The 23,834-nt window shown below is 29.0% G+C and carries 23 protein-coding genes and 1 tRNA gene; 18 read left to right on the top strand and 6 right to left on the bottom strand.

Annotated features, from left to right (window positions below; genetic code table 11):
* Nucleotides 1–8: 8 nt before the first annotated feature.
* Both L8U04_RS01590 and waaC read right to left on the bottom strand, forming a co-directional pair.
* Complete coding sequence (locus L8U04_RS01590; RefSeq protein WP_263709260.1) at nucleotides 9–881, bottom strand: lipid A biosynthesis lauroyl acyltransferase; 873 nt, start codon at nucleotides 879–881, stop codon at nucleotides 9–11.
* Nucleotides 878–1,897: a lipopolysaccharide heptosyltransferase I gene (gene waaC / locus L8U04_RS01585; RefSeq protein ID WP_263709258.1), complete on the bottom strand. Its 1,020-nt coding sequence runs from the start codon at nucleotides 1,895–1,897 to the stop codon at nucleotides 878–880. Before waaC ends, L8U04_RS01590 begins: the two co-directional genes overlap by 4 nt.
* Nucleotides 1,898–1,962: 65 nt before the next feature.
* Here waaC and L8U04_RS01580 point away from each other — a divergent pair, with 65 nt between their 5' ends.
* The 18 genes from L8U04_RS01580 to L8U04_RS01495 all read left to right on the top strand — a co-directional run bounded on the left by L8U04_RS01580 (nucleotide 1,963) and on the right by L8U04_RS01495 (nucleotide 20,343).
* Complete coding sequence (locus L8U04_RS01580; RefSeq protein ID WP_263661247.1) at nucleotides 1,963–2,742, top strand: 3'-5' exonuclease; 780 nt, start codon at nucleotides 1,963–1,965, stop codon at nucleotides 2,740–2,742.
* A 58-nt stretch (nucleotides 2,743–2,800) separates the two neighbouring features.
* Nucleotides 2,801–3,787, top strand: coding sequence for a UDP-glucose 4-epimerase GalE (gene galE / locus L8U04_RS01575; protein ID WP_012661952.1), 987 nt, complete (start codon nucleotides 2,801–2,803; stop codon nucleotides 3,785–3,787).
* Entirely contained in the window at nucleotides 3,781–5,475 is a 1,695-nt protein-coding gene (locus L8U04_RS01570; RefSeq protein WP_263709257.1) for an ABC transporter ATP-binding protein, read from the top strand. The genes galE and L8U04_RS01570 overlap by 7 nt, the downstream gene beginning before the upstream one ends.
* The gene (locus tag L8U04_RS01565) at nucleotides 5,472–6,536 is read left to right on the top strand and encodes a glycosyltransferase (protein WP_263709256.1); all 1,065 of its coding nucleotides are present in this window, start codon (nucleotides 5,472–5,474) and stop codon (nucleotides 6,534–6,536) included. The genes L8U04_RS01570 and L8U04_RS01565 overlap by 4 nt, the downstream gene beginning before the upstream one ends.
* A 1-nt stretch (nucleotide 6,537) precedes the next feature.
* Nucleotides 6,538–7,638: a glycosyltransferase gene (locus tag L8U04_RS01560; RefSeq protein ID WP_263709255.1), complete on the top strand. Its 1,101-nt coding sequence runs from the start codon at nucleotides 6,538–6,540 to the stop codon at nucleotides 7,636–7,638.
* Between the two features lies 1 nt (nucleotide 7,639).
* Entirely contained in the window at nucleotides 7,640–9,778 is a 2,139-nt protein-coding gene (locus L8U04_RS01555) for an STT3 domain-containing protein (protein ID WP_263709254.1), read from the top strand.
* Nucleotides 9,775–10,902 (top strand): N,N'-diacetylbacillosaminyl-diphospho-undecaprenol alpha-1,3-N-acetylgalactosaminyltransferase, encoded by a 1,128-nt coding sequence (gene pglA / locus L8U04_RS01550; protein WP_220567223.1) that lies wholly within the window; start codon nucleotides 9,775–9,777, stop codon nucleotides 10,900–10,902. Before L8U04_RS01555 ends, pglA begins: the two co-directional genes overlap by 4 nt.
* Nucleotides 10,895–11,497, top strand: coding sequence for an undecaprenyl phosphate N,N'-diacetylbacillosamine 1-phosphate transferase (gene pglC / locus L8U04_RS01545; protein ID WP_039626890.1), 603 nt, complete (start codon nucleotides 10,895–10,897; stop codon nucleotides 11,495–11,497). Before pglA ends, pglC begins: the two co-directional genes overlap by 8 nt.
* Nucleotides 11,484–12,080 (top strand): UDP-N-acetylbacillosamine N-acetyltransferase, encoded by a 597-nt coding sequence (gene pglD, locus L8U04_RS01540; protein WP_263709253.1) that lies wholly within the window; start codon nucleotides 11,484–11,486, stop codon nucleotides 12,078–12,080. The genes pglC and pglD overlap by 14 nt, the downstream gene beginning before the upstream one ends.
* Nucleotides 12,077–13,237, top strand: coding sequence for a UDP-N-acetylbacillosamine transaminase (gene pglE / locus L8U04_RS01535; protein WP_263673353.1), 1,161 nt, complete (start codon nucleotides 12,077–12,079; stop codon nucleotides 13,235–13,237). The genes pglD and pglE overlap by 4 nt, the downstream gene beginning before the upstream one ends.
* Before the next feature lies 1 nt (nucleotide 13,238).
* A complete protein-coding gene (gene pglF, locus L8U04_RS01530; protein WP_220567226.1) occupies nucleotides 13,239–15,002 on the top strand; it encodes a UDP-N-acetylglucosamine 4,6-dehydratase (configuration-retaining) in 1,764 nt (587 codons plus the stop codon).
* A gap of 113 nt (nucleotides 15,003–15,115) precedes the next feature.
* Nucleotides 15,116–15,493, top strand: coding sequence for a chemotaxis response regulator CheY (locus L8U04_RS01525; protein WP_039619063.1), 378 nt, complete (start codon nucleotides 15,116–15,118; stop codon nucleotides 15,491–15,493).
* 12 nt (nucleotides 15,494–15,505) lie between these two features.
* Nucleotides 15,506–16,342 carry a 50S ribosomal protein L11 methyltransferase gene (locus L8U04_RS01520; protein WP_263709252.1) on the top strand — a complete coding sequence of 279 codons (837 nt, stop codon included), beginning with the start codon at nucleotides 15,506–15,508 and terminating at the stop codon, nucleotides 16,340–16,342.
* A complete protein-coding gene (gene ftsH / locus L8U04_RS01515; RefSeq protein WP_133319741.1) occupies nucleotides 16,342–18,264 on the top strand; it encodes an ATP-dependent zinc metalloprotease FtsH in 1,923 nt (640 codons plus the stop codon). The genes L8U04_RS01520 and ftsH overlap by 1 nt, the downstream gene beginning before the upstream one ends.
* On the top strand, nucleotides 18,264–18,881 hold the full coding sequence (locus L8U04_RS01510; protein ID WP_263687526.1) for a phosphatidylserine decarboxylase: 618 nt from the start codon (nucleotides 18,264–18,266) through the stop codon (nucleotides 18,879–18,881). Before ftsH ends, L8U04_RS01510 begins: the two co-directional genes overlap by 1 nt.
* Entirely contained in the window at nucleotides 18,878–19,588 is a 711-nt protein-coding gene (gene pssA / locus L8U04_RS01505; protein WP_133319743.1) for a CDP-diacylglycerol--serine O-phosphatidyltransferase, read from the top strand. Before L8U04_RS01510 ends, pssA begins: the two co-directional genes overlap by 4 nt.
* A 61-nt stretch (nucleotides 19,589–19,649) precedes the next feature.
* Entirely contained in the window at nucleotides 19,650–20,204 is a 555-nt protein-coding gene (locus L8U04_RS01500; RefSeq protein WP_133319744.1) for a hypothetical protein, read from the top strand.
* A 49-nt stretch (nucleotides 20,205–20,253) separates the two neighbouring features.
* Nucleotides 20,254–20,343: transfer RNA gene (locus tag L8U04_RS01495), tRNA-Ser, on the top strand.
* A gap of 92 nt (nucleotides 20,344–20,435) precedes the next feature.
* On the opposite strand, the gene L8U04_RS01490 is transcribed toward L8U04_RS01495, so the two are convergent.
* The 4 genes from L8U04_RS01490 to L8U04_RS01475 all read right to left on the bottom strand — a co-directional run.
* Nucleotides 20,436–21,317, bottom strand: a complete 882-nt coding sequence (locus L8U04_RS01490; protein ID WP_133319745.1) for a tyrosine-type recombinase/integrase — start codon at nucleotides 21,315–21,317, stop codon at nucleotides 20,436–20,438.
* On the bottom strand, nucleotides 21,307–22,461 hold the full coding sequence (locus tag L8U04_RS01485; protein WP_263709250.1) for a hypothetical protein: 1,155 nt from the start codon (nucleotides 22,459–22,461) through the stop codon (nucleotides 21,307–21,309). The genes L8U04_RS01490 and L8U04_RS01485 overlap by 11 nt, the downstream gene beginning before the upstream one ends.
* Before the next feature lie 82 nt (nucleotides 22,462–22,543).
* A complete protein-coding gene (locus L8U04_RS01480; protein WP_263709249.1) occupies nucleotides 22,544–22,708 on the bottom strand; it encodes a hypothetical protein in 165 nt (54 codons plus the stop codon).
* Nucleotides 22,709–22,727: 19 nt separating this feature from the next.
* A partial coding sequence (locus L8U04_RS01475) for a type II secretion system protein GspD (RefSeq protein WP_263709248.1) occupies nucleotides 22,728–23,834 on the bottom strand: 1,107 nt, incomplete at its 5' end.

Raw genomic sequence — 23,834 nt, 5'->3', positions numbered from 1 at the left:
TTTATATCCTATAAATATAATTCATGATTGTATCTTTTAAATCTCTTATGAAAGAAAAAATACTCATCAGGTTTAAATTTAATCATCTCTTCACAACACTTTGCTTGATACTTAGTAAGCTCTTCTATACTTGCCTTGCTTGCATCTAAAGCCTTAAAAGTTTTTACAAAAAATTTCTCATCTTTTTGATACGCAAAACAAGGTAAAATCATAGCATTTGTTTTTTTAGCAAGTACACTTGCACCTGCTATGAAATTTACTTCTTGGTTAAAATATTGTATTTTTACACTTTCACTATCCACTGCATCTTGATCGGTTAAAATTCCAAGCGATCTACCTTCTTTTAAGGCTTTTAGCATTTTTCTAAGCCCGCCCTTTTTTTCTATAAGCTCTATGTTAAATTGCGTGCGATTTTTACTTAAAATTTTATCCATTATCACGCTATCAAGTGCTCTTCCAACTATGGAAATTCCTTGAAATTTAGCCCCAAAAGACAAAGCCAAAAGCTCCCAGTTACCATAATGAGCCGTAATTACGATCAAGGGTCTTTTACTTTGCATTATATTTAAAATTTGCTCCTCATCATCAAAGCAAATTTTATTGATGATTTCCTCTTTGCTTGCATTTTGATTTTTGATAAAATCAATCCCAAATTTAGCAAAATTTTTATAGATATTAAGACTAGTTTCATCACGCCATTTTTGATCTTTTTCAGGAAAGCAAATTTTTAAGTTTGTGTCAATGATTTTGCGGTGTTTGTGATTAAGCCTATAAGTGATTAAAGCAACCAAATTTGCAAAAGAGTTTAAAAGCTTTGAAGGTAAAATCTTCACAAGAGCTTTTAGTATATAAAAAAGGCTTAGATATACATAATTTATCATTTTTCTAAAAGCTCACAAGCAAGTTTAAAAATATCTTTTTCATCGATATTTTGTATGCAAAAATCACTCTTATCTATATGTTTTGAATGCAGTATTTTTTTACCTGCATTGATTGTTTTGTTGATATTTGTTTCATAGGTATTTCTTTGACTAGGAGTAGCACCAAAAATCGTTATAGAAGGCTTGTTTAGTGCAAAGGCCAAATGAGTAGGCCCACTATCATTTCCGATAATCAAATCACTTGCCTTAGTTAAAGCACAAAGCTCGCTTAAGCTTAATTTTGGCGCAAGTTCTATTTTCAAATGTTTTAAATTTAAAACTATATCTTTAGCAAAATTAAACTCATTAACATTGCCCCAACCAAGCATGATTTTTGCACTAGTAAAATACTCTAAAAGCATTCTACAAAGTAGTATCAAACGCTCTTTTGGGTAAATTTTATTAGGCATAGATGAGCCTACATGTATGAGTATATTTGGCGCACTTTCACTTAAAGAAAGTCTTTGCTCTAGCTCTTCTTTTAACTCATCATCTACGCTAAAACAACTTTGTTTTAACTCTATGTCACTATGATCAAAATGCTCATTTAGCACATAAGCTACCAAAGAAAGATTACGCACGATAATATTTTCTTCATAATTACACGCAAATTTATGCGTATAAAAATTGCTCGCAAAGCCCTCTTTTATGCTTTCTTGATCAAAACCAAAAGTATTAGCACATAAAAATTTACTCACTAAAGCAGATTTAATCAAACCTTGCAAATCAATCACAACATCATATTTATTTTGCCTAGCTTCAAAAAGCATAGCAAAAACTTCTTTGAATTTTCTATCTTTCAAAGGCAGGGCATATACTTCATTGATCATTGGATGATCTTGCAATAATCCTGCAAATCTTGCATCTATAAACCAATCAATACTCGCCTTAGGATAATGCTTTTTAATAAATTGTAAAACAATTACCGCATGGATGATATCTCCAAGTGCGGATAATTTAACCAAACCTATTTTCATATACTACTTTATTTTTAAATTTTCTGTTATGATTTTAACAAAGATTTTTTAAAAAAAGGTTTATCATGCAAGAATATATTTGCGTTTTTGATTGTGAGAGCATTCCTGATGTAGAATTGATAAAACATCTTTATGATTTTAATGGCGATGATTTAAGCATTAGCAAGCAAGCTTTAGAAAAACAAAAAGAAGAAAGTGGAAGTGAATTTTTACCCCTACCTTTTCATAAAGTTGTAAGCATTTGTGCAGTGATTGCAGATAAATTTGGAAATTTCATCAAAGTCAATAAAATCAAAGGCGAAAATGAAAAGCAAATGCTAGAAGAGTTTTTTAACTTCATAGATAAACACCAACCCCGCCTTGTAAGTTTTAATGGTAAAAGCTATGACATGCCTTTGCTTGTTATAAGAGCATTAAAATACAATATCAACGCAAGTGCTTATTTGGACGCAAGCGATAAATGGAATAACTACAAAAGCAAATTTGTAGAAAATAAACATTGTGATTTATTAGAATCTTTAGGAAGTTTTGGTCAAAAAGGCTTAAGACTTGACACGCTTTGTGCTATGGCAGGACTTCCTGGAAAATATGATGTGCATGGAAATGAAGTATTAGAACTTTTTTATCAAAACAAATTAGAAAAAATTCACGAATACTGCGAAAGTGATGTGTTAAACACCTATATGCTATTTTTAAAATACGAACTCATTAAAGGTAATTTAACCCAAGAAGATTATCTTAATATTTTAGAAAATTTCAAAGAAGAACTTTTGCAAAAACATAGCGATAAAAGCTATCAAAAGCCATTTTTAGAGGCCATAGAAAAAGAAAAGAGCAAGTTTTAAATTAATTAAGAAAAGTATATTAAAATAACTATTATTAAATATCACAAAAAGGATAAAAATGAAAATTTTAATCACCGGTGGCGCAGGATACATAGGCTCTCATACTTTAAAACAATTTTTAGAAACAAATCATGAAATTTGTGTATTAGATAATCTTTCAAAAGGTAGCAAAAAAAGTTTGGATGAACTTTCTAAAATCAGACCTTTTAAGTTTTTTGAGCAAGATTTAAGCGATTATGCTGGGATTAAAAAACTTTTCAAAGAAGAAAAATTTGATGCAATTGTGCATTTTGCAGCTAGTATTGAAGTTCCTGAAAGTATGGAAAATCCTTTAAAATACTATATGAACAATACCGCAAACACAAGCAACTTAATCCAAACTTGTTTAGAAACAGGTGTGAAAAAATTCATTTTTTCTTCAACCGCAGCTACTTATGGAGAGCCACAAACTCCTATCGTAGATGAGCAAAGTCCATTAGCACCGATTAATCCTTATGGACAAAGCAAACTAATGAGCGAAAAAGTCTTACAAGATGCTAATATGGCTAATCCTGAATTTAAATATTGCATTTTAAGATACTTCAATGTAGCAGGTGCTTGCATGAGTTATCCTATAGGTCAACGCTATCCAAAAGCTACTTTACTTATCAAGGTTGCTGCTGAAGTAGCCACAGGAAAAAGAGAAAAGCTTTATATTTTTGGCGATGATTATAATACTAAAGATGGCACTTGTATTAGAGATTTTATCCATGTTGATGATATTTCAAGTGCGCATTTAGCTGCTTTAGAATACCTAGAAAACAATGAAAGTAATATTTTCAATGTAGGCTATGGACATGGCTTTAGCGTAAAAGAAGTTATTGAAACTATGAAAAAAGTAAGCGGGGTGGATTTCACAGTAGAACTTGCACCAAAAAGAGCTGGAGATCCTTCTGTGCTTATTTCAAATGCTGATAAAATCAAAACCCTAACCAATTGGAAACCAAAATATGATAATTTAGAATTAATCTGTAAAAGTGCTTATGAGTGGGAAAAACAGTGTTAAAAAAACTTTTTTTCATACTCAATGCCCATGATAAGAAATTTTTATTTGCTTTGCTAATTTTTTCTATTTTTATAGGATTTATAGAAAGCTTTGCTATTTCTTTGATCATGCCTTTTGTATCAGTGGCGAGTAATTTTGAGCTTTTAGAAAAAAGCTCCTATTTTCAACCTGTATATGAGTATTTAAATTTACCAAGTTATAAGATTATTGCTTATTTTGGCTGTATATTAATCGCCTTTTATATTTTTAGAGCCTTTTTAAATGCCTTTTATTTTCATTTGCTTGCGCGTTTTTCTAAAGGGCGTTACCACAGCCTTGCTTGTCGTATTTTTGATAAATACCTACACCTTGAATATGAAAATTTTACTAACAAAAATCAATCAGAACTTTTAAAAACTATTACTCAAGAAGTATTTCATTTAAGCACTTTAATTAGTGCTTTTTTACTTATGCTAAGTGAAAGCTTTGTGGTGTTTTTACTTTATACTTTATTGCTAATTATCAACTATAAAATTACCCTAGCTTTAAGTGCTTTTTTACTTTTAAATGCTTTTATTTTGATTAAAATCCTCTCACCCTTGGTAAAAAAAGCTTCCATAGCTAGAGAAGAGGCGATGAAAAATTATTTTGAAATTTTAAATGCAAATTTAAACAACCTTAAGATCATCAAACTCAAAACCAAAGAACAAAGCACACAAAAACTTTATGAAATTCAAAGCGGGCTTTTTGCCAAAGCAAACATTAGCAATGAAAGCATGTCAAGCATTCCTAGAATTTACCTTGAAGGTATAGGTTTTTGTATGCTTTGTTTTATCGTAGTGTATTTAGTTTTAAGATATGAAAGTGATATTTCATCTATCTTAGCAACTATTACTATTTTTGTGGTGGCTCTTTATAGGCTTATGCCAAGTGCTAATCGTATCATCACAAGTTATAATGAAATCACATATTATAAAAACTCTTTAGATATTATTTATAATATGTTCAATGAAAAAGAAGAAAAACTAGGCGATGAAAGTATTGAATTTAAAGAAAAAATCGTTTTGAAAAATCTTTTCTTTGCTTATAAGGGTAAGAAAAACTTATTTAAAAATTTAAATTTTGAGCTTAATAAAAATGAAAAAATCGCTTTTATAGGTAAAAGTGGAAGTGGTAAAAGTACTTTAGTTGATCTTATCATAGGACTTTTAAAACCAAGCGATGGAGCTATTTTTGTAGATGGAATTAAGCTTGATGAGAGCAATATAAAAAGTTTTAGAAGTAAAATTGGCTACATACCTCAACAAATTTATCTTTTTAATGATTCTATTGCTAAAAATATTAGCTTTGGAGAAGAAGTAGATGAAGCGCTTTTACACAAAGTGATCAAACAAGCTAATCTTGAAAGCTTTGTAAATTCACTTGAAGATGGAGTGCATACTAAGGTAGGTGATTCAGGTTCGTTTTTAAGTGGAGGCCAAAGACAAAGAATAGCCATAGCAAGAGCGCTTTATCAACAACCTGAAATTTTAGTTTTAGATGAAGCAACTAGTGCTCTTGATCAAGAAAGTGAAGCAAAAATCATGGAAGAAATCTATAAAATTTCAAAAGATAAAACCCTCATCATCATAGCCCATAGGCTCTCAACTATACAAGGTTGTGATAGAGTATTTGAAGTAAAATATGGGCATTTAAAGGAACAAGTATGAAAATCACTTTCATCATAGCTACTTTAAATTCAGGTGGTGCTGAAAGAGTATTAGTCACTTTAGCTAATGAACTTTGTAAAAATCATGAAATAAATATTATTAAATTTCACAAAGAAGACTCTTTTTACAAGCTTGATCCAAAAATCAAACTTTTTACCCTAGAGCAGTTTGACTTTTCCACTCTTTATAATAAAATAGCCTCACGCATTAAAAAATTCAAAGCCTTAAAACAAGCACTTAAAGACCACAAAAGCGATGTTTTTATCTCATTTTTAGATACAACTAATATTGCTTGCATTTGGGCAAACAAAGGTTTAAATACACCTTTAATCATTAGCGAGCATAGCTCTTATACTTATTTAAAATCTAAAATTTGGAAGTTTTTACGCCGTATAAGTTTTCCTCATGCAAATGCTTTAACCGTGCTAAGTAATGATGATAAAAATTACTATGAAAACTTTGTTAAAAAAGTTATCAATATGCCAAATCCTTGTCATTTTAGCCCTATTAAAGAAAATTTAGAAAAAGAAAATAATGTCATTTTTGTAGGCAGACTTGATCATAATAAAAATGCTTCTATGTTTTTAAAAGCCATAGCAAGGCTAGATACAAATTTACAAAAACAATACAACTTTTTCATAGCAGGCGATGGAGAATTAAGACAAGATTTAGAACAAGAAGCCAAGAATTTAAATATCAAAGTTAATTTTCTAGGTAAAGTTGAAAATATGCAAGAGCTTTATAAAAAAGCAAAAATAATCTGCCTTTGCTCTTTCATAGAAGGCTTGCCAACGGTTTTGCTTGAAAGTTTATATTATCAAGTAGCGCGCATTAGCACTAAATACACAAGCGGTCATAAAGATTTAATTGATGATGGAAAAGATGGATTTTTAGTAGATTTAGATGATGAAAAAGCTTTAAGCGAAAAACTCGCACTTTTAATGCAAGATGAAAATTTAAGAAAAACACTAGCGCTTAATGCACAGCAACGATGTAAAGATTATGAAGTGGCCAATGTAGCACAAAAATGGCTTGATTTAATCAAAGAAGCAAGGGTTTAAAATGAAAAAACTGGCAATTTTTATTTATTCTTTAGGAAGTGGTGGCGCTGAAAGGGTTGTATCTACGCTATTACCTGTGTTAAATTTAAAATATGAAATACATTTAATTTTAATGAATGATAAAATATCATATGATATTCCTGAAGTTAATATCCACTACCTTGAAAAATCAAGTCCAAGTGAAAGTAACTTAGCTAAATTTTTAAAACTACCCTTGCTAGCTATAAAATACAAAAAGCTTTGTGAAGATTTAAAAATCAACTTGCAATTTGTATTATTAAATAGACCTAATTATATTGCGTTAATGGCAAAATCCCTAGGACTTAAATCAACCCTTATTATCAATGAATGCACCACTCCAAGTGTAATTTATAAACATAATAATCTAAATTCTTTTATCAATAAATTTCTTATTAAAAAACTTTATAATAAAGCAGATTTAATCTTAGCAAATTCTATAGGAAACAAAGAAGATTTAATACAAAATTTCAATATAGAGGCTAAAAAATGCGATATTTTATACAATGCCATAGATTTAGAAAACATTATAGAAAAATCTAAAGAAAAAATAGACTTTAAAGATCCTTTTATATTAAGTGTTGGTAGGCTTGATCATGGTAAAAATCATGCTATGCTTATAAGAGCTTATGCAAAAGTTAAAACTGATTTAAAATTAGTCATTTTAGGCGAGGGCATTTTAAAAGATGAGCTTTTAGCTTTAATAGAAACTTTAAATTTAAAAGACAAAGCCTTTTTACTAGGTTTTGATAAAAATCCTTATAAATACATGAGCAAATGTGACTTTTTTGCTTTTGCTTCAAGTTTTGAAGGTTTTTCCAATGTTTTAATCGAATGCCTAGCTTGTAATACTGCCGTACTTTGCACTGATCATAAAAGTGGGGCAAGGGAGCTATTTTTAGATGATGAGTTTGGACTTTTAGTAAAAGTAGATGATGAAAAAGCCATGCAAGAAGGCTTAGAAAAAATGTGCAATGATGAAGCATTAAAAGCTTCATATAGACAAAAGGCTTTTTTGCGTGCAAAAGAATTTGATAAAATTAGCGTAGCAAAGCAATTATTTGAATTTTTCAACAAGGCATAAAATGAAACTGCAACAAAATTTCACTGATAATAATTCTATAAAATATACCTGTATTTTAATCCTTATAGCCTTTGCTTTTAGTGTTTTGTGTAGGTTATACTGGGTGGCTTGGGCAAGTGAGTTTTATGAGTTTTTCTTTAATGATCAACTTATGATTACTACTAATGATGGCTATGCTTTTGCAGAAGGTGCAAGGGATATGATAGCAGGTTTTCACCAACCTAATGACTTATCTTATTTTGGAAGCTCACTTTCTACTTTGACTTATTGGCTTTATAATATTTTGCCTTTTAGCTTTGAAAGTATTATTTTATATATGAGTACTTTTTTTGCTTCTTTGATTGTTGTGCCTATTATATTAATCGCAAGAGAGTATAAACTCACTACCTATGGCTTTATAGCAGCCTTACTTGGAAGCATTGCAAATAGTTATTATAACCGCACTATGAGTGGGTATTATGATACTGATATGCTAGTGTTAGTTTTGCCAATGCTTATTTTGCTTACCTTTATACGCTTAACTATTAATAAAGACATTTTTACCCTACTTTTAAGTCCGGTTTTCATCATGATTTATTTGTGGTGGTATCCATCAAGTTATTCTTTAAATTTTGCCATGATAGGACTTTTTGGTCTTTATACTTTAGTATTTCATAGAAAAGAAAAGATTTTTTATCTAGCTATTGCTTTAATGATCATAGCTTTAAGTATGCTAGCATGGCAATATAAACTTGCTTTGATTGTATTGTTATTTGCTATTTTTGCCTTTAAAGAAGAAAAAATTAATTTTTATATGATTTGGGCTTTGATTTTTATTAGCATTTTGATATTACATTTAAGTGGTGGTTTAGATCCTGTTTTATATCAACTTAAATTTTATGTTTTCAAAGCTTCTGATGTGCAAAATTTAAAAGATGCTGCCTTTATGTATTTTAATGTTAATGAAACTATTATGGAAGTAAATACTATCGATCCTGAAGTATTTATGCAAAGAATTAGCTCTAGTGTTTTAGTATTTATCCTTTCTTTTATAGGTTTTATCTTACTTTGCAAAGATCACAAAAGTATGCTTTTGGCTCTACCTATGCTTGCACTAGGTTTTATGGCTTTAAGAGCTGGACTTAGATTTACCATTTATGCAGTTCCTGTGATGGCTTTGGGTTTTGGGTATTTTTTATATGCTTTTTTTAATTTTTTAGAAAAAAAACAAATCAAACTTAGTCTAAGAAATAAAAATATCTTACTCATACTTATTACATTTTTTAGTATAAGCCCTGCTTTGATGCATATTTATTATTATAAATCCTCTACTGTTTTTACTTCTTATGAAGCTAGTATTTTAAATGATTTAAAAAATAAAGCTCAAAGAGAAGATTATGTCGTTGCTTGGTGGGATTATGGTTATCCAATACGCTATTATAGCGATGTAAAAACCTTAATCGATGGTGGAAAACACCTAGGAAAAGATAATTTTTTCTCTTCTTTTGTCTTAAGCAAAGAACAAATTCCAGCAGCTAATATGGCAAGACTTAGCGTAGAATACACTGAAAAATCTTTCAAAGAAAACTATCCTGATGTTTTAAAAGCTATGGTTAAAGATTATAACCAAACAAGCGCTAAAGATTTTTTAGAAAGTTTAAATGATAAAAATTTTAAATTTGATACCAATAAAACTAGAGATGTATATATTTACATGCCTTATAGAATGTTGCGTATCATGCCTGTGGTGGCACAATTTGCAAATACAAATCCTGACAATGGAGAGCAAGAAAAAAGTTTATTTTTCTCCCAAGCTAATGCCATAGCTCAAGATAAAACAACAGGTTCTGTTATGCTTGATAATGGAGTAGAAATTATTAATGATTTTAGAGCTTTAAAACTAGAAGGTACAACTATACCTTTAAAAGCTTTTATAGATATAGAATCCATCACAAATGGCAAATTTTATTACAATGAAATTGATTCAAAAGCTCAAATTTATTTACTCTTTTTAAGAGAATATAAAAGCTTTGTGATTTTAGATGAAAATCTTTATAATAGTGCCTACATACAAATGTTTTTATTAAATCAATACGATCAAGATTTATTTGAGCAAGTCACTAATGATGCAAGAGCGAAAATTTATAGGCTAAAAAGATGAAAATAGGAATTTTAACCCATAGCGCAATGAGTGTGTATTATTTTCGTCTTGCACTCATTAGAGCTTTAGAAAAAAATAATCATGAAGTTATAATCATCACTCCAAAAGATGATTTTGCTATTAAGTTACAAGAGCTAGGCTATAAGGTTTGCTTTTATGATTTAGCTAGATCAAGTGTTAATCCCTTAATTGTTTTTAAAAATCTACTTAGTTTAAAAAATACACTCAAAAGCTTAAATTTAGATCTTTTACAAACAAGCGCTCACAAAAGCAATACAACAGGTATTATAGCGGCTAAAATGGCGGGCATTAAATACACTTTTGGTTTGGTTGAAGGCTTAGGAAGTTTTTACATAGATGATGATTTTAAAAGCAAATTAGTAAGAATAAGCATTAATTTACTTTATAAAATTTCTTTTAAACTTGCAAATGGTTTTATTTTTGTCAATGAAAGCAATGCTTTATTTATGAAAAATTTAGGCTTAAAAGAAGAAAAAATCAAAATCATCAAATCCGTAGGGCTAAATTTAAAACAATTTTTACCTTTAAAAATTAGCACAGAAGAAAAACAAGCTTTTTTAAAAGAACACAATATGCCTGATAAACCTATCGTTTTAATGATTTCAAGAGCACTTTGGCATAAAGGAATTAAAGAATTTTATGAAGCAAGCCAAATTTTAAAAGATAAGGCAAATTTTGTTTTAGTGGGTGGAAGAGATGATAATAAATCTTGTGCACCATTAGAATTTTTAAACTCAAATGATGTTTTTTATCTTGGCACAAGAAGTGATATTGCACATTTATTAAATTTATGCGATATTTTTGTTTTACCAAGTTATAAAGAAGGCTATCCAAGAACGGTTTTAGAAGCACAAGCTTGTAAAAAAGCATGCGTGGTAAGTGATGCTGAGGGTTGCATTGAAGCAGTGAATAATGCCATAGATGGTTTAATTTGTAAAAGCAAAGATAGCAAGGATTTAGCTGAAAAAATAGCAGTTTTACTAGAAGATGAAAAACTAAAAAATACTTTAGCACAAAATGCTTTTCTTAGAGCGCAAAATTATGATGAAAATATCATAGCTTTGAAATATCTTGACTTTTATAGGGGTTTTACAAATGTATAAAAATGGTTTAAAGCGTGTTTTTGACTTTTTTTTGGCTTTGATTTTATTGATTATTTTTTTACCCTTTATAGTGCTTATAGGTATTGTTTTAAAAATCGTTCAAGGAAGTGTGCTTTTTAAACAAGCAAGACCAGGATTAAATGAAAAAATTTTTTATATTTATAAATTTAAAACTATGAGTGATGAAACCGATGAAAATGGAGAATTACTTCCTGATGAATTACGCTTAAAGCCTTTTGGTAAGCTAGTTAGAAGCTTGAGTTTAGATGAATTACCGCAGCTTTTTAATGTATTAAAAGGCGATATGAGCTTCATAGGCCCAAGACCTTTACTTGTAGAATACTTGCCCTTATACAATCAAGAGCAAAAAAAACGCCACGATGTAAGACCAGGCATTACAGGTTGGGCACAGATTAATGGACGCAATGCTATTTCTTGGGAGCAAAAATTTAAATATGATGTAGAATATGTGCAAAATTGCTCTTTTTTATTTGATCTTAAAATCTTTTTTATGACCATTATTAAAGTTTTAAAAAGAAGCGGGGTTAATAAAGAAGGAGTAGCTACAACGGATAAATTCAATGGACACAACTAAAAGTATTTATATATATGGTTCTAGTGGGCATGGTTTAGTCTGTGCTGATGTAGCTAGAAATTTAGGATATGAAAAAATCATCTTTTTGGATGATAATAAAAGCTTAAAATATCACTCCGACTTAGAAAAACACGATATGTTTATTGCTATTGGCGCAAACTCTATTAGAGAAAAACTTTTCAAAAAAGCAAAAGATGATGGATTTAGATTAGTTAATTTGATACACAAAAGTGCTATTATTAGCCCAAGTGCTTTTTTAGATGATGAGGGTATTTTAATCATGCCAAATGTCGTAGTTAATGCTAAAGCTAGTATTGCAAAAGGTGTGATTTTAAATACTGCTTGTGTGATTGAGCATGAGTGTTTTGTAGATGAGTTTAGCCATATTAGTGTTGGAGCTAAACTAACAGGAAATGTAAAAATAGGAAAGCGTTGTTTTTTAGGAGTTAATTCAAGTGTTATTCCTTGTATAAGTTTAAATGATGATATAACTTTAGGCGCAGGAGCAGTTGTAGTTAAAAACTTAACTTCTAAAGGCATTTATGCTGGAGTTCCTGCTAAAAAAATAAAGGAGGTAAAATGAGATTTTTTCTATCAGCACCACATATGAGCGGAAAAGAATTAGAATACATACACAAAGCTTTTGAAAGTAATTATATAGCACCTTTGGGTGAGTTTGTTAATGCCTTAGAACAAAGTATTAAAGATTATACAAAAAGTTCTAACGCACTTGCTCTAAATGCAGCCACTGCAGCTATTCATTTAGCTTTAAGAGTTTTGGGTATCAAAGAAGGCGATATAGTTCTAGCTTCAAGTTTTACTTTTATTGCTTCAGTAGCACCTATTTCTTACATGAATGCTACGCCTGTATTTATTGATTGTGATGAAACTTATAATTTAGATGTAAATTTATTAAAAAAAGCTATCAAAGAAAGTCCTAAAAAGCCAAAAGCTCTCATTTTAACACACCTTTATGGTAATGCTTCCAAAATGGATGAGATTGTCCAAATTTGTAAAGAAAATGAGATTTTTTTAATCGAAGATGCTGCTGAAGCTTTGGGAAGTTTTTACAAAAATAAAGCCTTAGGTACTTTTGGGGATTTTGGAGTATATTCTTTTAATGGTAATAAAATCATCACAACAGGTGGTGGTGGCATGCTTGTGAGTGAAAATCATGCTAATCTTGAAAAAGCAAGATTTTATAGTACCCAAGCTAGAGAAAACTGCCTTCATTATGAGCATAAAGAATATGGTTATAATTATAGAATGAGCAATATCTTAGGTGCAATCGGTACTGCTCAAATGGAAGTTTTAGAAGAAAGAGTGAGTAAAAAGCGTGAAATTTATAGCTGGTATAAAGAATTTTTAAGTGGAACTTTTACTTTTTTAAATGAGCTTGAAAATACCAAGTCAAATCGCTGGTTAAGCACTGCTTTACTTGATTTTGATTTAAATAAACTTAATACTTATGAAAAACATTGTATATGTGAAAATAAAAATGTTCAAATTCAAGATAAAATTTTAAAAATCATACAAGTTTTAAAAGATAATAAAATCGAAAGTCGTCCACTTTGGAAGCCAATGCATTTGCAAGAACTTTACAAAGGTTGCGATGCTTACTTAAATGGTAATAGTGAGTTTTTCTTTAGTAATGGAATTTGCCTTCCAAGTGCAACTACTATGAGCAAAGCTGATGTAGAGGAAGTTTCTACTTTAATCTTAAATACCTTAAAGGACTAAGATGGATTATAAAAGCAAACGCTTAGGATTTTTTCTAGGCGCTGATATTTTACTTTTTGTTATAAGTATTTATTTGTCTTTTTCTTTACGCTTTAGTGCAGACATCCCAAGTGAATTTTATGAAGGTATGTTTAAAAGTGCTGTGATTTTGATTTTACTTAAAATCATTTTTCTAGCTTTTTTTAAAATTTATCAAGTTGCTTGGAGATTTTTCTCCCTTAATGAAGCGCGTAAATTAGTCATCGCTTTAGCTTTGGCTGAGCTTGTATTTTTAGCAATTTATTATTTTTATGATGATTTTTTTAATCCTTTTCCAAGAAGCGTTATAGGAATAGACTTTGTTTTATCTTGTATGCTAATTGGAAGTTTGCGTATAAGCAAAAGAATGATAGTTGATTTTAGAAAGCCAAAATACAACGAAGAACATCCTTGTATAGTAGTTGGCGCCACTTCAAAGGCTTTGCATTTATTAAAAGGAGCTAAAGAAGGGAGCTTAGGACTTTTTCCTGTAGCTGTGGTAGATGAGCGTAAAAATTTAATAGGTACTTATTGTGATAAATTTATAGTTGAAGAAAAAGAAGCAATCAGAAAATATACCGCTGAAGGAATTCATACTGCTATCATTGCTTTAAAACTTGAGCAAGAAGAATTAAAAAAGCTTTTTGACGAACTCATTGCTTATGGGATTAACGATATAAAGCTTTTTTCTTTTACGCAAAATGAAGCAAGAGATATAAGTATCGAAGATTTATTGGCGCGTAAGCCAAAAGATTTGGATAATGCTTGCGTGATTGATTTTATCAAAGATAAAGTAGTTTTAGTTAGTGGAGCTGGTGGAACTATAGGAAGTGAGCTTTGCAAACAATGCATTAAATTTGGTGCAAAACACTTAATCATGCTTGATCATAGTGAGTATAATTTATATAAAATAAATGAAGAATTAAGCTTACATAAAGAAAAAATCGAACCTATTATGATGAGTATATTAGACAAAGAAGCGTTAGAAAAACTTTTACAAGAAAAAAACATAGATTTGATTTTACATGCAGCAGCTTACAAACATGTGCCTTTATGTGAGCAAAATCCACATTCAGCTATTTTAAATAACATCATAGGTACTAAAAATTTAATCGATCTTGCAAAAGCTTATAAGGTTGCTAAATTTGTTATGATAAGCACTGATAAGGCTGTAAGACCGACTAACATCATGGGTTGCACAAAAAGAATTTGTGAACTTTATACATTAAGCTCAAGTTGTGAAAATTTTGAAGTAGCTTGTGTGCGTTTTGGTAATGTTTTAGGGTCAAGTGGAAGTGTAATACCTAAATTTAAAGCTCAAATTGCAGCTAATGAGCCACTTACTCTTACTCATCCTGATATAGTGCGTTATTTTATGTTAGTAGATGAGGCTGTGCAACTTGTTTTACAAGCTGCGGCTATTGCCAAAGGTGGAGAATTATTTGTACTTGATATGGGTGAGCCTGTTAAAATCATGGATTTAGCTAAAAAAATGCTTTTACTTTCTAATAAAAAGTTAGAAATCAAAATCACTGGGCTTAGAAAAGGCGAAAAACTTTACGAAGAGCTTTTAATCCATGAAAATGATTTAAAAACTCAATATGAAAGTATATTTGTTACCACTAGTGATCTTAAAGATTTAAAAATTTTAAATCAAGAAATAGAAAAATTACTCCACAGCACAGATCCTGCAAAAGTTTTAAAGGAGATTGTGCCTGAATTTAATCACAATAAAAACGGAGAGTGATTAAATTCTAATTTTATTTTAAAATGATATAATATAAACTTTTAATTGATTAATAAAAATAAAAACGATACAATTACAGTTTTATGTAATTACATCAAGATAAAGGAAAAAAAGTGAAGTTATTAGTAGTTGATGATAGTTCTACCATGAGAAGAATAATCAAAAATACCCTTGTAAGATTAGGCCACAAGGATGTTTTAGAAGCTGAACACGGGGTTGAAGCTTGGGATTTACTTTCACAAAATGATGATATTAAAATTTTAATTACTGACTGGAATATGCCTGAAATGAATGGCTTGGAATTAGTAAAAAAAGTAAGAGCGGAAGAAAAATATGCTGATATGCCAATTATTATGGTAACTACAGAAGGTGGTAAAGCAGAAGTTATTACCGCCTTAAAAGCAGGCGTAAATAACTATATTGTAAAACCTTTTACTCCTCAAGTGTTAAAAGAAAAACTTGAAGATGTTTTAGGAACAAACGAAGGCTAATTATAAGTTTTTATGCAAACACATTATTACGAACTTTTTTTTCAAACAGACAAGGAATATTTAGATTTATTCCTTGATCTTATCTTTTCTCTAGAGATAGACGCTATAGAAGAAAAAAACAATGGTATTTATATAAGATCAGAAGAAGATATAGAACTCATTAAAATAGCCTTGCATGATTTTCATCAAAAATTATGTCAAAAACTAAATACTCATATTAATTACCACTCTACCTTAGAAAAAAAAGAAAATAAAAATTGGATAGAAGAGTATAAAAAAGGTATACAAGCTTTGACGATCGATAATATCCATATTCACACCACTTGGCAAGAAGCTAAACAAGATAAAATTAATATCATTATAGATCCTGCTCTAGCTTTTGGCTCAGGACATCATGAGAGTACTTATACTTGTATAGAATTTCTACAAAAATATACAGATAATTCCAAATTTTGCTTAGATGTGGGTTGTGGAAGTGGAATTTTAAGCATTATCATGGCAAAACTTGGAGCCAAAGTACAAGCTTGCGATACAGATGAATTAGCTATAGTTGCAAGTAAAGAAAACGCAAAATTAAATCAAATTAGCTTTGATGATATTTGGGTAGGTTCTATTAATAAAAGCTTACATAAATATGATATAGTTGTGGCAAATATCATTGCCGATATATTGATCATACTAGAAAAAGATCTTAAAGAAAAAACCAAAGAAGGTGGAATTTTGATCTTATCTGGTATATTAAATAAATATGAAGAAAGGATTAAAAATAAATTCAAAGATTTCACTTTGTTAGAATGCAAACACAAAGGAGAATGGTTGAGTTTAGTTTATAAAAAGGAATTGCAATAATGAATAAAAAACCAAATGATTTAAAAGATAATCAAAACAATAATAACTTTTTTAACAAAAATCCCATTTTTATTTTTGCTATTTTTGCCATTGTGATGATTCTTTTATTTAAAGGATTTTCAGATGATGGTAGCATGGGTATTATGGGCGGAGAAAACACTAAAAAAGTTACTTATTCTGAATTAAAAACTTTAATTGAAAATAATCAAATTGCCCAAGTTAATATAGGTCAAACTACTATAAAAGCTGTATCTAAAGCAGGAAATATGGTATATATTACCAAAAAAGTTCCAAATGATGCTACTTTTGTTCCTTTACTTGACTCAAAAGGCGTTTCCTATGGTGCTTTTAATGAAAGCAATTGGTTTATAGATATCTTACTTTCTTGGGTTTTGCCAGTATTTATTTTCTTTGGTATATGGATGTTTTTAGCTTCTCGTATGCAAAAAAATATGGGTGGATCTATACTTGGTATAGGAAGTTCTAAAAAACTTGTAAATTCAGAAAAACCGAAGGTTAAATTTAATGATGTTGCAGGTGTTGAAGAAGCAAAAGAAGAAGTTAAAGAAATTGTTGATTTTCTAAAATATCCTGAAAGATACATTAATCTTGGAGCAAAAATTCCAAAAGGACTTTTGCTTGTTGGTCCTCCAGGTACAGGTAAAACTTTGCTTGCAAAAGCAGTGGCAGGCGAAGCTGATGTGCCATTTTTTAGCGTATCAGGTTCATCTTTTATAGAAATGTTTGTAGGAGTTGGTGCTTCTAGAGTAAGAGATTTATTTGAAAATGCTAAAAAAGAAGCTCCAGCTATTGTATTTATAGATGAAATCGATGCTATAGGTAAATCACGTGCAGCAAGCGGTATGATGGGCGGAAATGATGAAAGAGAGCAAACTTTAAATCAACTTCTAGCTGAAATGGATGGTTTTGGCACCGAAAGCTCACCAGTAATTGTTCTAGCAGCGACAAATCGTCCTGAAGTACTTGATGCAGCACTACTTAGACCGGGGCGTTTTGATAGGCAAGTTTTGGTAGATAAGCCTGATTTTAAAGGTAGATGTGATATTTTAAAAGTCCATATGAAAGATGTTAAAATTTCACCTGAAGTAAAAGTAGAAGATATTGCAAGATTAACAGCAGGTCTTGCGGGTGCTGATTTGGCAAATATCATTAATGAAGCGGCTTTGCTTGCAGGTAGGGATTCTAAAAAACATGTGGAGCAAAAAGACTTAGTAGAGGCAGTAGAAAGAGCTATAGCAGGACTTGAGAAAAAATCACGCAGAATTAATGATAAAGAGAAAAAAATCGTAACTTATCATGAGTGCGGCCATGCTTTAATAGCTGAAACTACAAAAGGTGCTAAAAAAGTAAGTAAAGTTTCTGTTATTCCTCGTGGTTTAGCAGCTTTAGGATATACACTCAATACCCCTGAAGAAAATAAATTTTTAATGCAAAAACATGAACTTTTAGCTGAAGTTGATGTGCTTTTAGGAGGACGTGCAGCTGAAGAAATTTTCATTAAAGAAATTTCAACAGGTGCAAGCAATGACCTTGAGCGTGCAACTGATATTATCAAAGCTATGATTTCTATGTATGGTATGAGTGAAATTGCTGGCTTAATGGTACTTGAAAAGCAAAGAAATACTTTCTTAAGTGGTGGGCAAACTGTAAAAGATTATTCTGATAAAATGGCTCAAGATTTAGATGAGTATGTAAAGAAAACATTGGATGAACGCTATGCAGGTGTAAAAGAAATTTTAAAAACCTATAGCGGTGCTATAGAGGTGATGGTACAAGCACTCTATGAAGAAGAAACTATTGATGGTGCCAAAGTAAGAGAGATTATTAAAAACTATGAAGAAGAAAATAATCTTCCAACACGCCTAGAAGAAAAAGAGCAAGAAGCTACTAAGGAAGACTAATGAAAACAAATTTTATTGCAAAAACTGGTTGGAGTTTGCTTATAGTTCTAGCTATAGTTTTTGCAATATTTCAATTTATATGGGGATTTTCTTGGCTTTTATGGTGTATTTTTATATTTTTTATTTATCTTTTTAGAGCTAAAAAAATTGATTATATAGCAGATCCAAACACCATTATAGCTCCCATAGAAGGAAAAATCAAATGTATCAAAACAAGCTCGTATAAAGAACTTGGCGAGTGTATAGAAGTGCAAATTATCAATAATATTTTTTCCCAAGGAAATATCATAGCTCCGCTTGATATGAATATAGAAGAAACTAGAATAAGGCATGGACTTTTTTTATGTCCATTTATGAAAAATACAAATTTAATGGGTGAAAGAATGTTATTTTTAGCTAATTCCAAGAGCAAACAATGGGCATTACGCGTTATTTTTGGAGCATTAAATAGAAAAGCTCATATTGATGATTTTGGTCATCATTTAAGCCATGGACAAAACATAGGTTTTATGTTTGATGGTAGTGTGAGTTTATTACTTCCAAAAGACACTAGAATTTGCGTAAATGAAAATGATAAAGTACGCATTGGTACATTAATAGGGTATTTAAATCCATGAATTTTAAACTAATTTATATTTTACCTAATCTTTTTACAGCCGCTTCCATATTTTTAGGTATTATTTCAGTGATTGCTTCTATTAATCAAAACTTTGATAAAGCATTAATTTACATCATTTTATCATTAATTTGCGATGGTTTAGATGGACGCGTTGCAAGAGCTACCAACTCTACTTCTAAATTTGGAGTTGAGTTTGACTCACTAGCTGATTTAATAGCCTTTGGTGTAGCACCTGCTATGCTTTTTTATATGAGCATAGGTTATGAATATGGTCGTTTTGGCTCATTAATAGCTGGTTTATTTGTAGTTTTTGGCGCTATACGCTTGGCAAGATTTAATGTCACAACAGGAACTTATGAACCATCGGTTTTTATAGGTCTACCTATACCAACAGCAGCAGTTGTAAGTGCTTTATGGGTAAGTGCTTATTTATATTATGATTTTTTACATGATTTTTCTTTAATAATAATATGTATCCAAATGCTTCTAGCCTTTTTAATGGTAAGCAACATAAGGTATCCAAGTTTTAAGAAAATCGATCTAAAAAGAGCAAATGTTTTGAAGGTGTTAATCCTTTTAGTAATTTTATTTTCTATGCTTTATCTGTATTTTTTAGAAAGTGCATTGATTATTGCTAGTTTATATGTGCTTTATGGGATTGTTCGTAGTTTTTTTACCCTAGCTCGTAAATTTAAAAAATATTAATTTTACTTTCACTTCATTTTCTATCAATATACTTTTCATTATTTTTCAAAAAGGAGTAAAAATGAATAAAAACAAATTATTCAGACAAATTCACATTTACATTAGTTTATTTTTCTTACCACTTGCATTTTTATATGCAATCACAGGTTTTGCTTATATAGCTGGTTTTGATGGAGAAAGTGGAGCTAAAATTCAAAATTACAAAGTTCAAGCTATTATTCAAGAGGGTGCTGAAGCTGAATTTTTAATTGATTTTTTAAAGAAAAACAACTTAAAAATTCCTTCATCTTTGGAACCAAAACTCAACAAAAAAGGCGATGGCATAGAACTTGGGACTATAAATTATATAGCAAGTATTATAAAATTAGATGAGAATGACTATGAAATTACAACAAAAGATAGAAGCTTGCTTGGAAATATGATTTTGCTTCATAAAGATAAAGGTATGTGGTACTTTTCTGTACTTGGGTTAGCTTTTGCACTTGCTATGATAATACTTTATATTTCAGGACTTTTAATCACTATTATAGCTATACGCAAAGATAGAGGTAAACAAATAGCAGTTTTAGGTGCTGGTTTTATTATAACTTTAATCATAGCTTATTTCAGTGTATAAATTTAAGGTATATCTTATAAACAATAAGATATACTTTCCCTTTTAATACGGACAGATGGGTGAGTGGCTGAAACCACACCCCTGCTAAGGGTGCAGATCTTAACGGGTCTCGAGGGTTCAAATCCCTCTCTGTCCGCCACTATCTGAATACTATTTTTCCATAATAAAAGGGTATGAAAGAAATAAAAAAATAATACTTAATATTATAATTATTTATTATAACTATTATTTTTAATAAATATTTATATCAAAATCAATATTCTTTTCTAAATTATTTATATAAGAAACATAAACTTTATAAACCATTTCACAATTTGAATGACCTAAGATTTTACTTAACTCAATAGGACTTAAAGACTTTGATAAAAGTGCATTAGTTGCAAATGTATGACGCATTGAATAAAGTCGTCTATATTCTAAATTTAAATCTTTTAAAATTATTTTCCAATAATTTCGACTAAAAACATAATCATCTTTATAAGGATCTGAATACTGAGTTTCCAAAAGATAAGTATTATTTTTGTATTTATGAACATACTCATATAAATCACTATAAATAACATTAAATAAAGGTATTTTTCGAATGCTATAAAAAGTTTTAGGAGTGCTTTCTCCAAATCGCGACCGAGTAGAGTTTATATTTATAGTTTTAGCTTTAAAATCTATATCATTTATTTTTAATGCCAAAATCTCACCAGTTCTCATACCAGTAAAAAAACCTAATTTTAAAAATATTTGAAATTTATCATTATATTTTTTACTAAAATCAATAATTTTTAGAACTTCATCTTTAGAAAATGGCTTAATGCGTTTTTTTTGATGTTTTGGAAGTTTTATATTCTTTGTTGGATTTTTTAAAATTATTTCATCGTCTAAAGCTAAATCAAATATCTGACTTAAAATACCTAAATAATGCTTTTTTGACTTAATACTTACATCATTAATATTGCTTATCCAGTTTTTTATAATGGATGGTTTAATTTCACTTATATCATATTCAAAAAAATAAGAAAGACGATTTTTAATAATACCATTAACTTTATAATGTGTTGAAACTTTATAGTTATTTTGAGAAATTTTCAAAAATAATTCAGAATATGATTTAAAAGACATATTTATAACCTTTTTCAATCAAATAATCTTCTAAATCATCAATATCATTTATTTTTATTTTTTTAGCATCAATAAGCCCGCGTTCAATAGCTAAATTCACATGATATAAAATTTTTCCATCAATACCACAATATTTAAAATCATCGCTTTGAATTAATTTCATAAGTGCATAATCACTTAATGGATGTTTATTATTTCTCATTACAGAGAGAATGCCTGTATTTTCTCTTTTTTTGAATGATATTTTTTTATATCTTTTATATAATTTAGGATGTTTTTCTTTTTCATACTGATATACAATTCTTCCCATAAATTTATAAATTAATTTACAATTATCATACTCTATAGTTTCCTTATCATTCATAAAACAAAAATATTGCTTATCAAAACTCCATTCACAGACACAATCATCATTATTTATAAAATCAAATAAATTATAAAAATCTTTTTTAAAAAAATTAATTTTTCTATATATCCATAATGGAACAGGAGTTTTAGAAGTTAAAAATCTTCTTACTTTATGCTTAACATACCACGCACTTAAAAAATCTAAATCATATCTATCATTGAAATTAATAAAAGTTTTATAAATATATTTCATAACATAGCCGGTAGGATTATTTAAAGACCATTGAAAACCATTAATTTCACCATTTAAAACTTGTTCTTTTGTAAGTTTATTGCCTTGTTTTAAGTTTTGAGGTGCATAGAATATTTTTTTATATATTTCAAAAGTATAATTAAACGCATATTTAGGAATATAAATTAAAGCGTGAATATGTGGAACTCCGTCCTTTTTATGCGGTTCAAAGCACCTGATATAAAGCTTTTTTAAACCTTTATATTTTCTATGAATTCTCATAATAAATAAATTCCATTGATAATTTAATAGTTTAATTAAATCTTTAATTGTAAAAGCTTCATTAATATTTATTTTATAATTTAAAGAATAATCAAGATATTTTCTATCAAATGGTTTAAAAGAAGTAAAATCGCCTTTTAAAGCATTTCTAAAACAACCATTAAGAGTAATAGTCAAAAAAACAGGCATTAGATCGTAATCAAATTGTAAGCTTGAAATAACATTACAACGATTAACAAGCTCAGCATAATATTTTTTACCAAAATTAGCAGAATATGACAAATCTAAAAAAGATTTTATTTCACCGGTAAAAGAAGTATAAAATCTATTAGAAAGATAATTTCTTTGATTATCTAATTTTAAATTACACAGCTCTAAATCTTTTAAACTTAGTCCATAACTTAAAGGTAAGAGTTTTTATTAAATTGATAAATTGACAAGAGCTGTCATTATGTGCGACTGCGTCGCTCATAATGCCATCTTTTTTTAGATTGTAATTTATTGATTGATTAAATAAATTATTTTCCATTGCAACACCTTTATATAATTTATAATATTTCTATTGAGAGAGTTAAGACAGTATTACTAACTTGATTTCTTTCTATCTTAAATAAATAACCAAGAAGCCAAATATCTTTTAATAATGGAATACCAGATTCATAATTAATATTAGTTTGCTTATTAATTCCACTTAAAACCAATAAATCGCCCCGCTTAAGTGTATAAGATGATTTTAATTCTTTTTTAGAAGTAATAGGAGTTAGATTATTATTTGATATTAAATCTTCAACAATTAAATGTAAATCAAAATCAACTAAATCACCTATAATTAAAGGTTTTAACCTAACTTGTAATCCTACATCTTTATAATCATAACTTGAATTTTGAGCAACTTCAGTATTAGAAACTTGTGTAGTAGATTTTAAAAATGGAATATTTTGAACAGAACTAAAAAACACTTCAGAATTAGATCTAGCGACCAAAAAAGGATTAGAAACGATTTTGGTAATACCTTTATTTTCTAAAAAGCTAAGAGTTGAATAAAAACTCTTTTTATCAACTTCAATAATATTATTTTCAGTTGAATAAGGAATAGTAATTAAATTAACATAGAAATTAAAATTATTGATAGAATTATTTTTTAAACGAGCTTTTAAGGTAGAACCCATATCTTTTAAATTATCAAGATTAGTTTCTAAGATAGTGATTTTAAACTTTAATTGTTTTAAATCAAAACTATCAATATCATTAATAGCACTTTTTAACTTAGAATATATGAAATCATCACTTAAAAAAGAAATAGAATTAGAACGATAAATATAGGTAGAATTAATATCATAAATATTTAAAAGAGAAGATATATCATCATAAGAATTTTTATTAAGTCTTATATATCTTAAATTCTTATTATTATTTTTATTTTTTAAATAACTTAAATTATTATCTTTAAAATTATTTTCATACACATAATAAAAAGATCCGGTAAAAGCAAGCTTTAGATTTTGAAGCTTTAAAGCACTTTCAAAAACATCTAAAGTAATATTAGGAAAATTTTTATTAGTATAAAAAATATATTTATCAGGATTAATATTAGAACTTACCAAAATATCAACATTATTATAAGTGGAAGCTAACTCAGCATATTCAAATATATT

The sequence above is a fragment of the Campylobacter sp. IFREMER_LSEM_CL908 genome (genome assembly GCF_025771545.1).
Taxonomy (GTDB): domain Bacteria; phylum Campylobacterota; class Campylobacteria; order Campylobacterales; family Campylobacteraceae; genus Campylobacter_D; species Campylobacter_D lari_D.
Note: the sequence above shows the minus strand (reverse complement) of the source record. Positions and strands in the feature narration are given on the sequence as shown.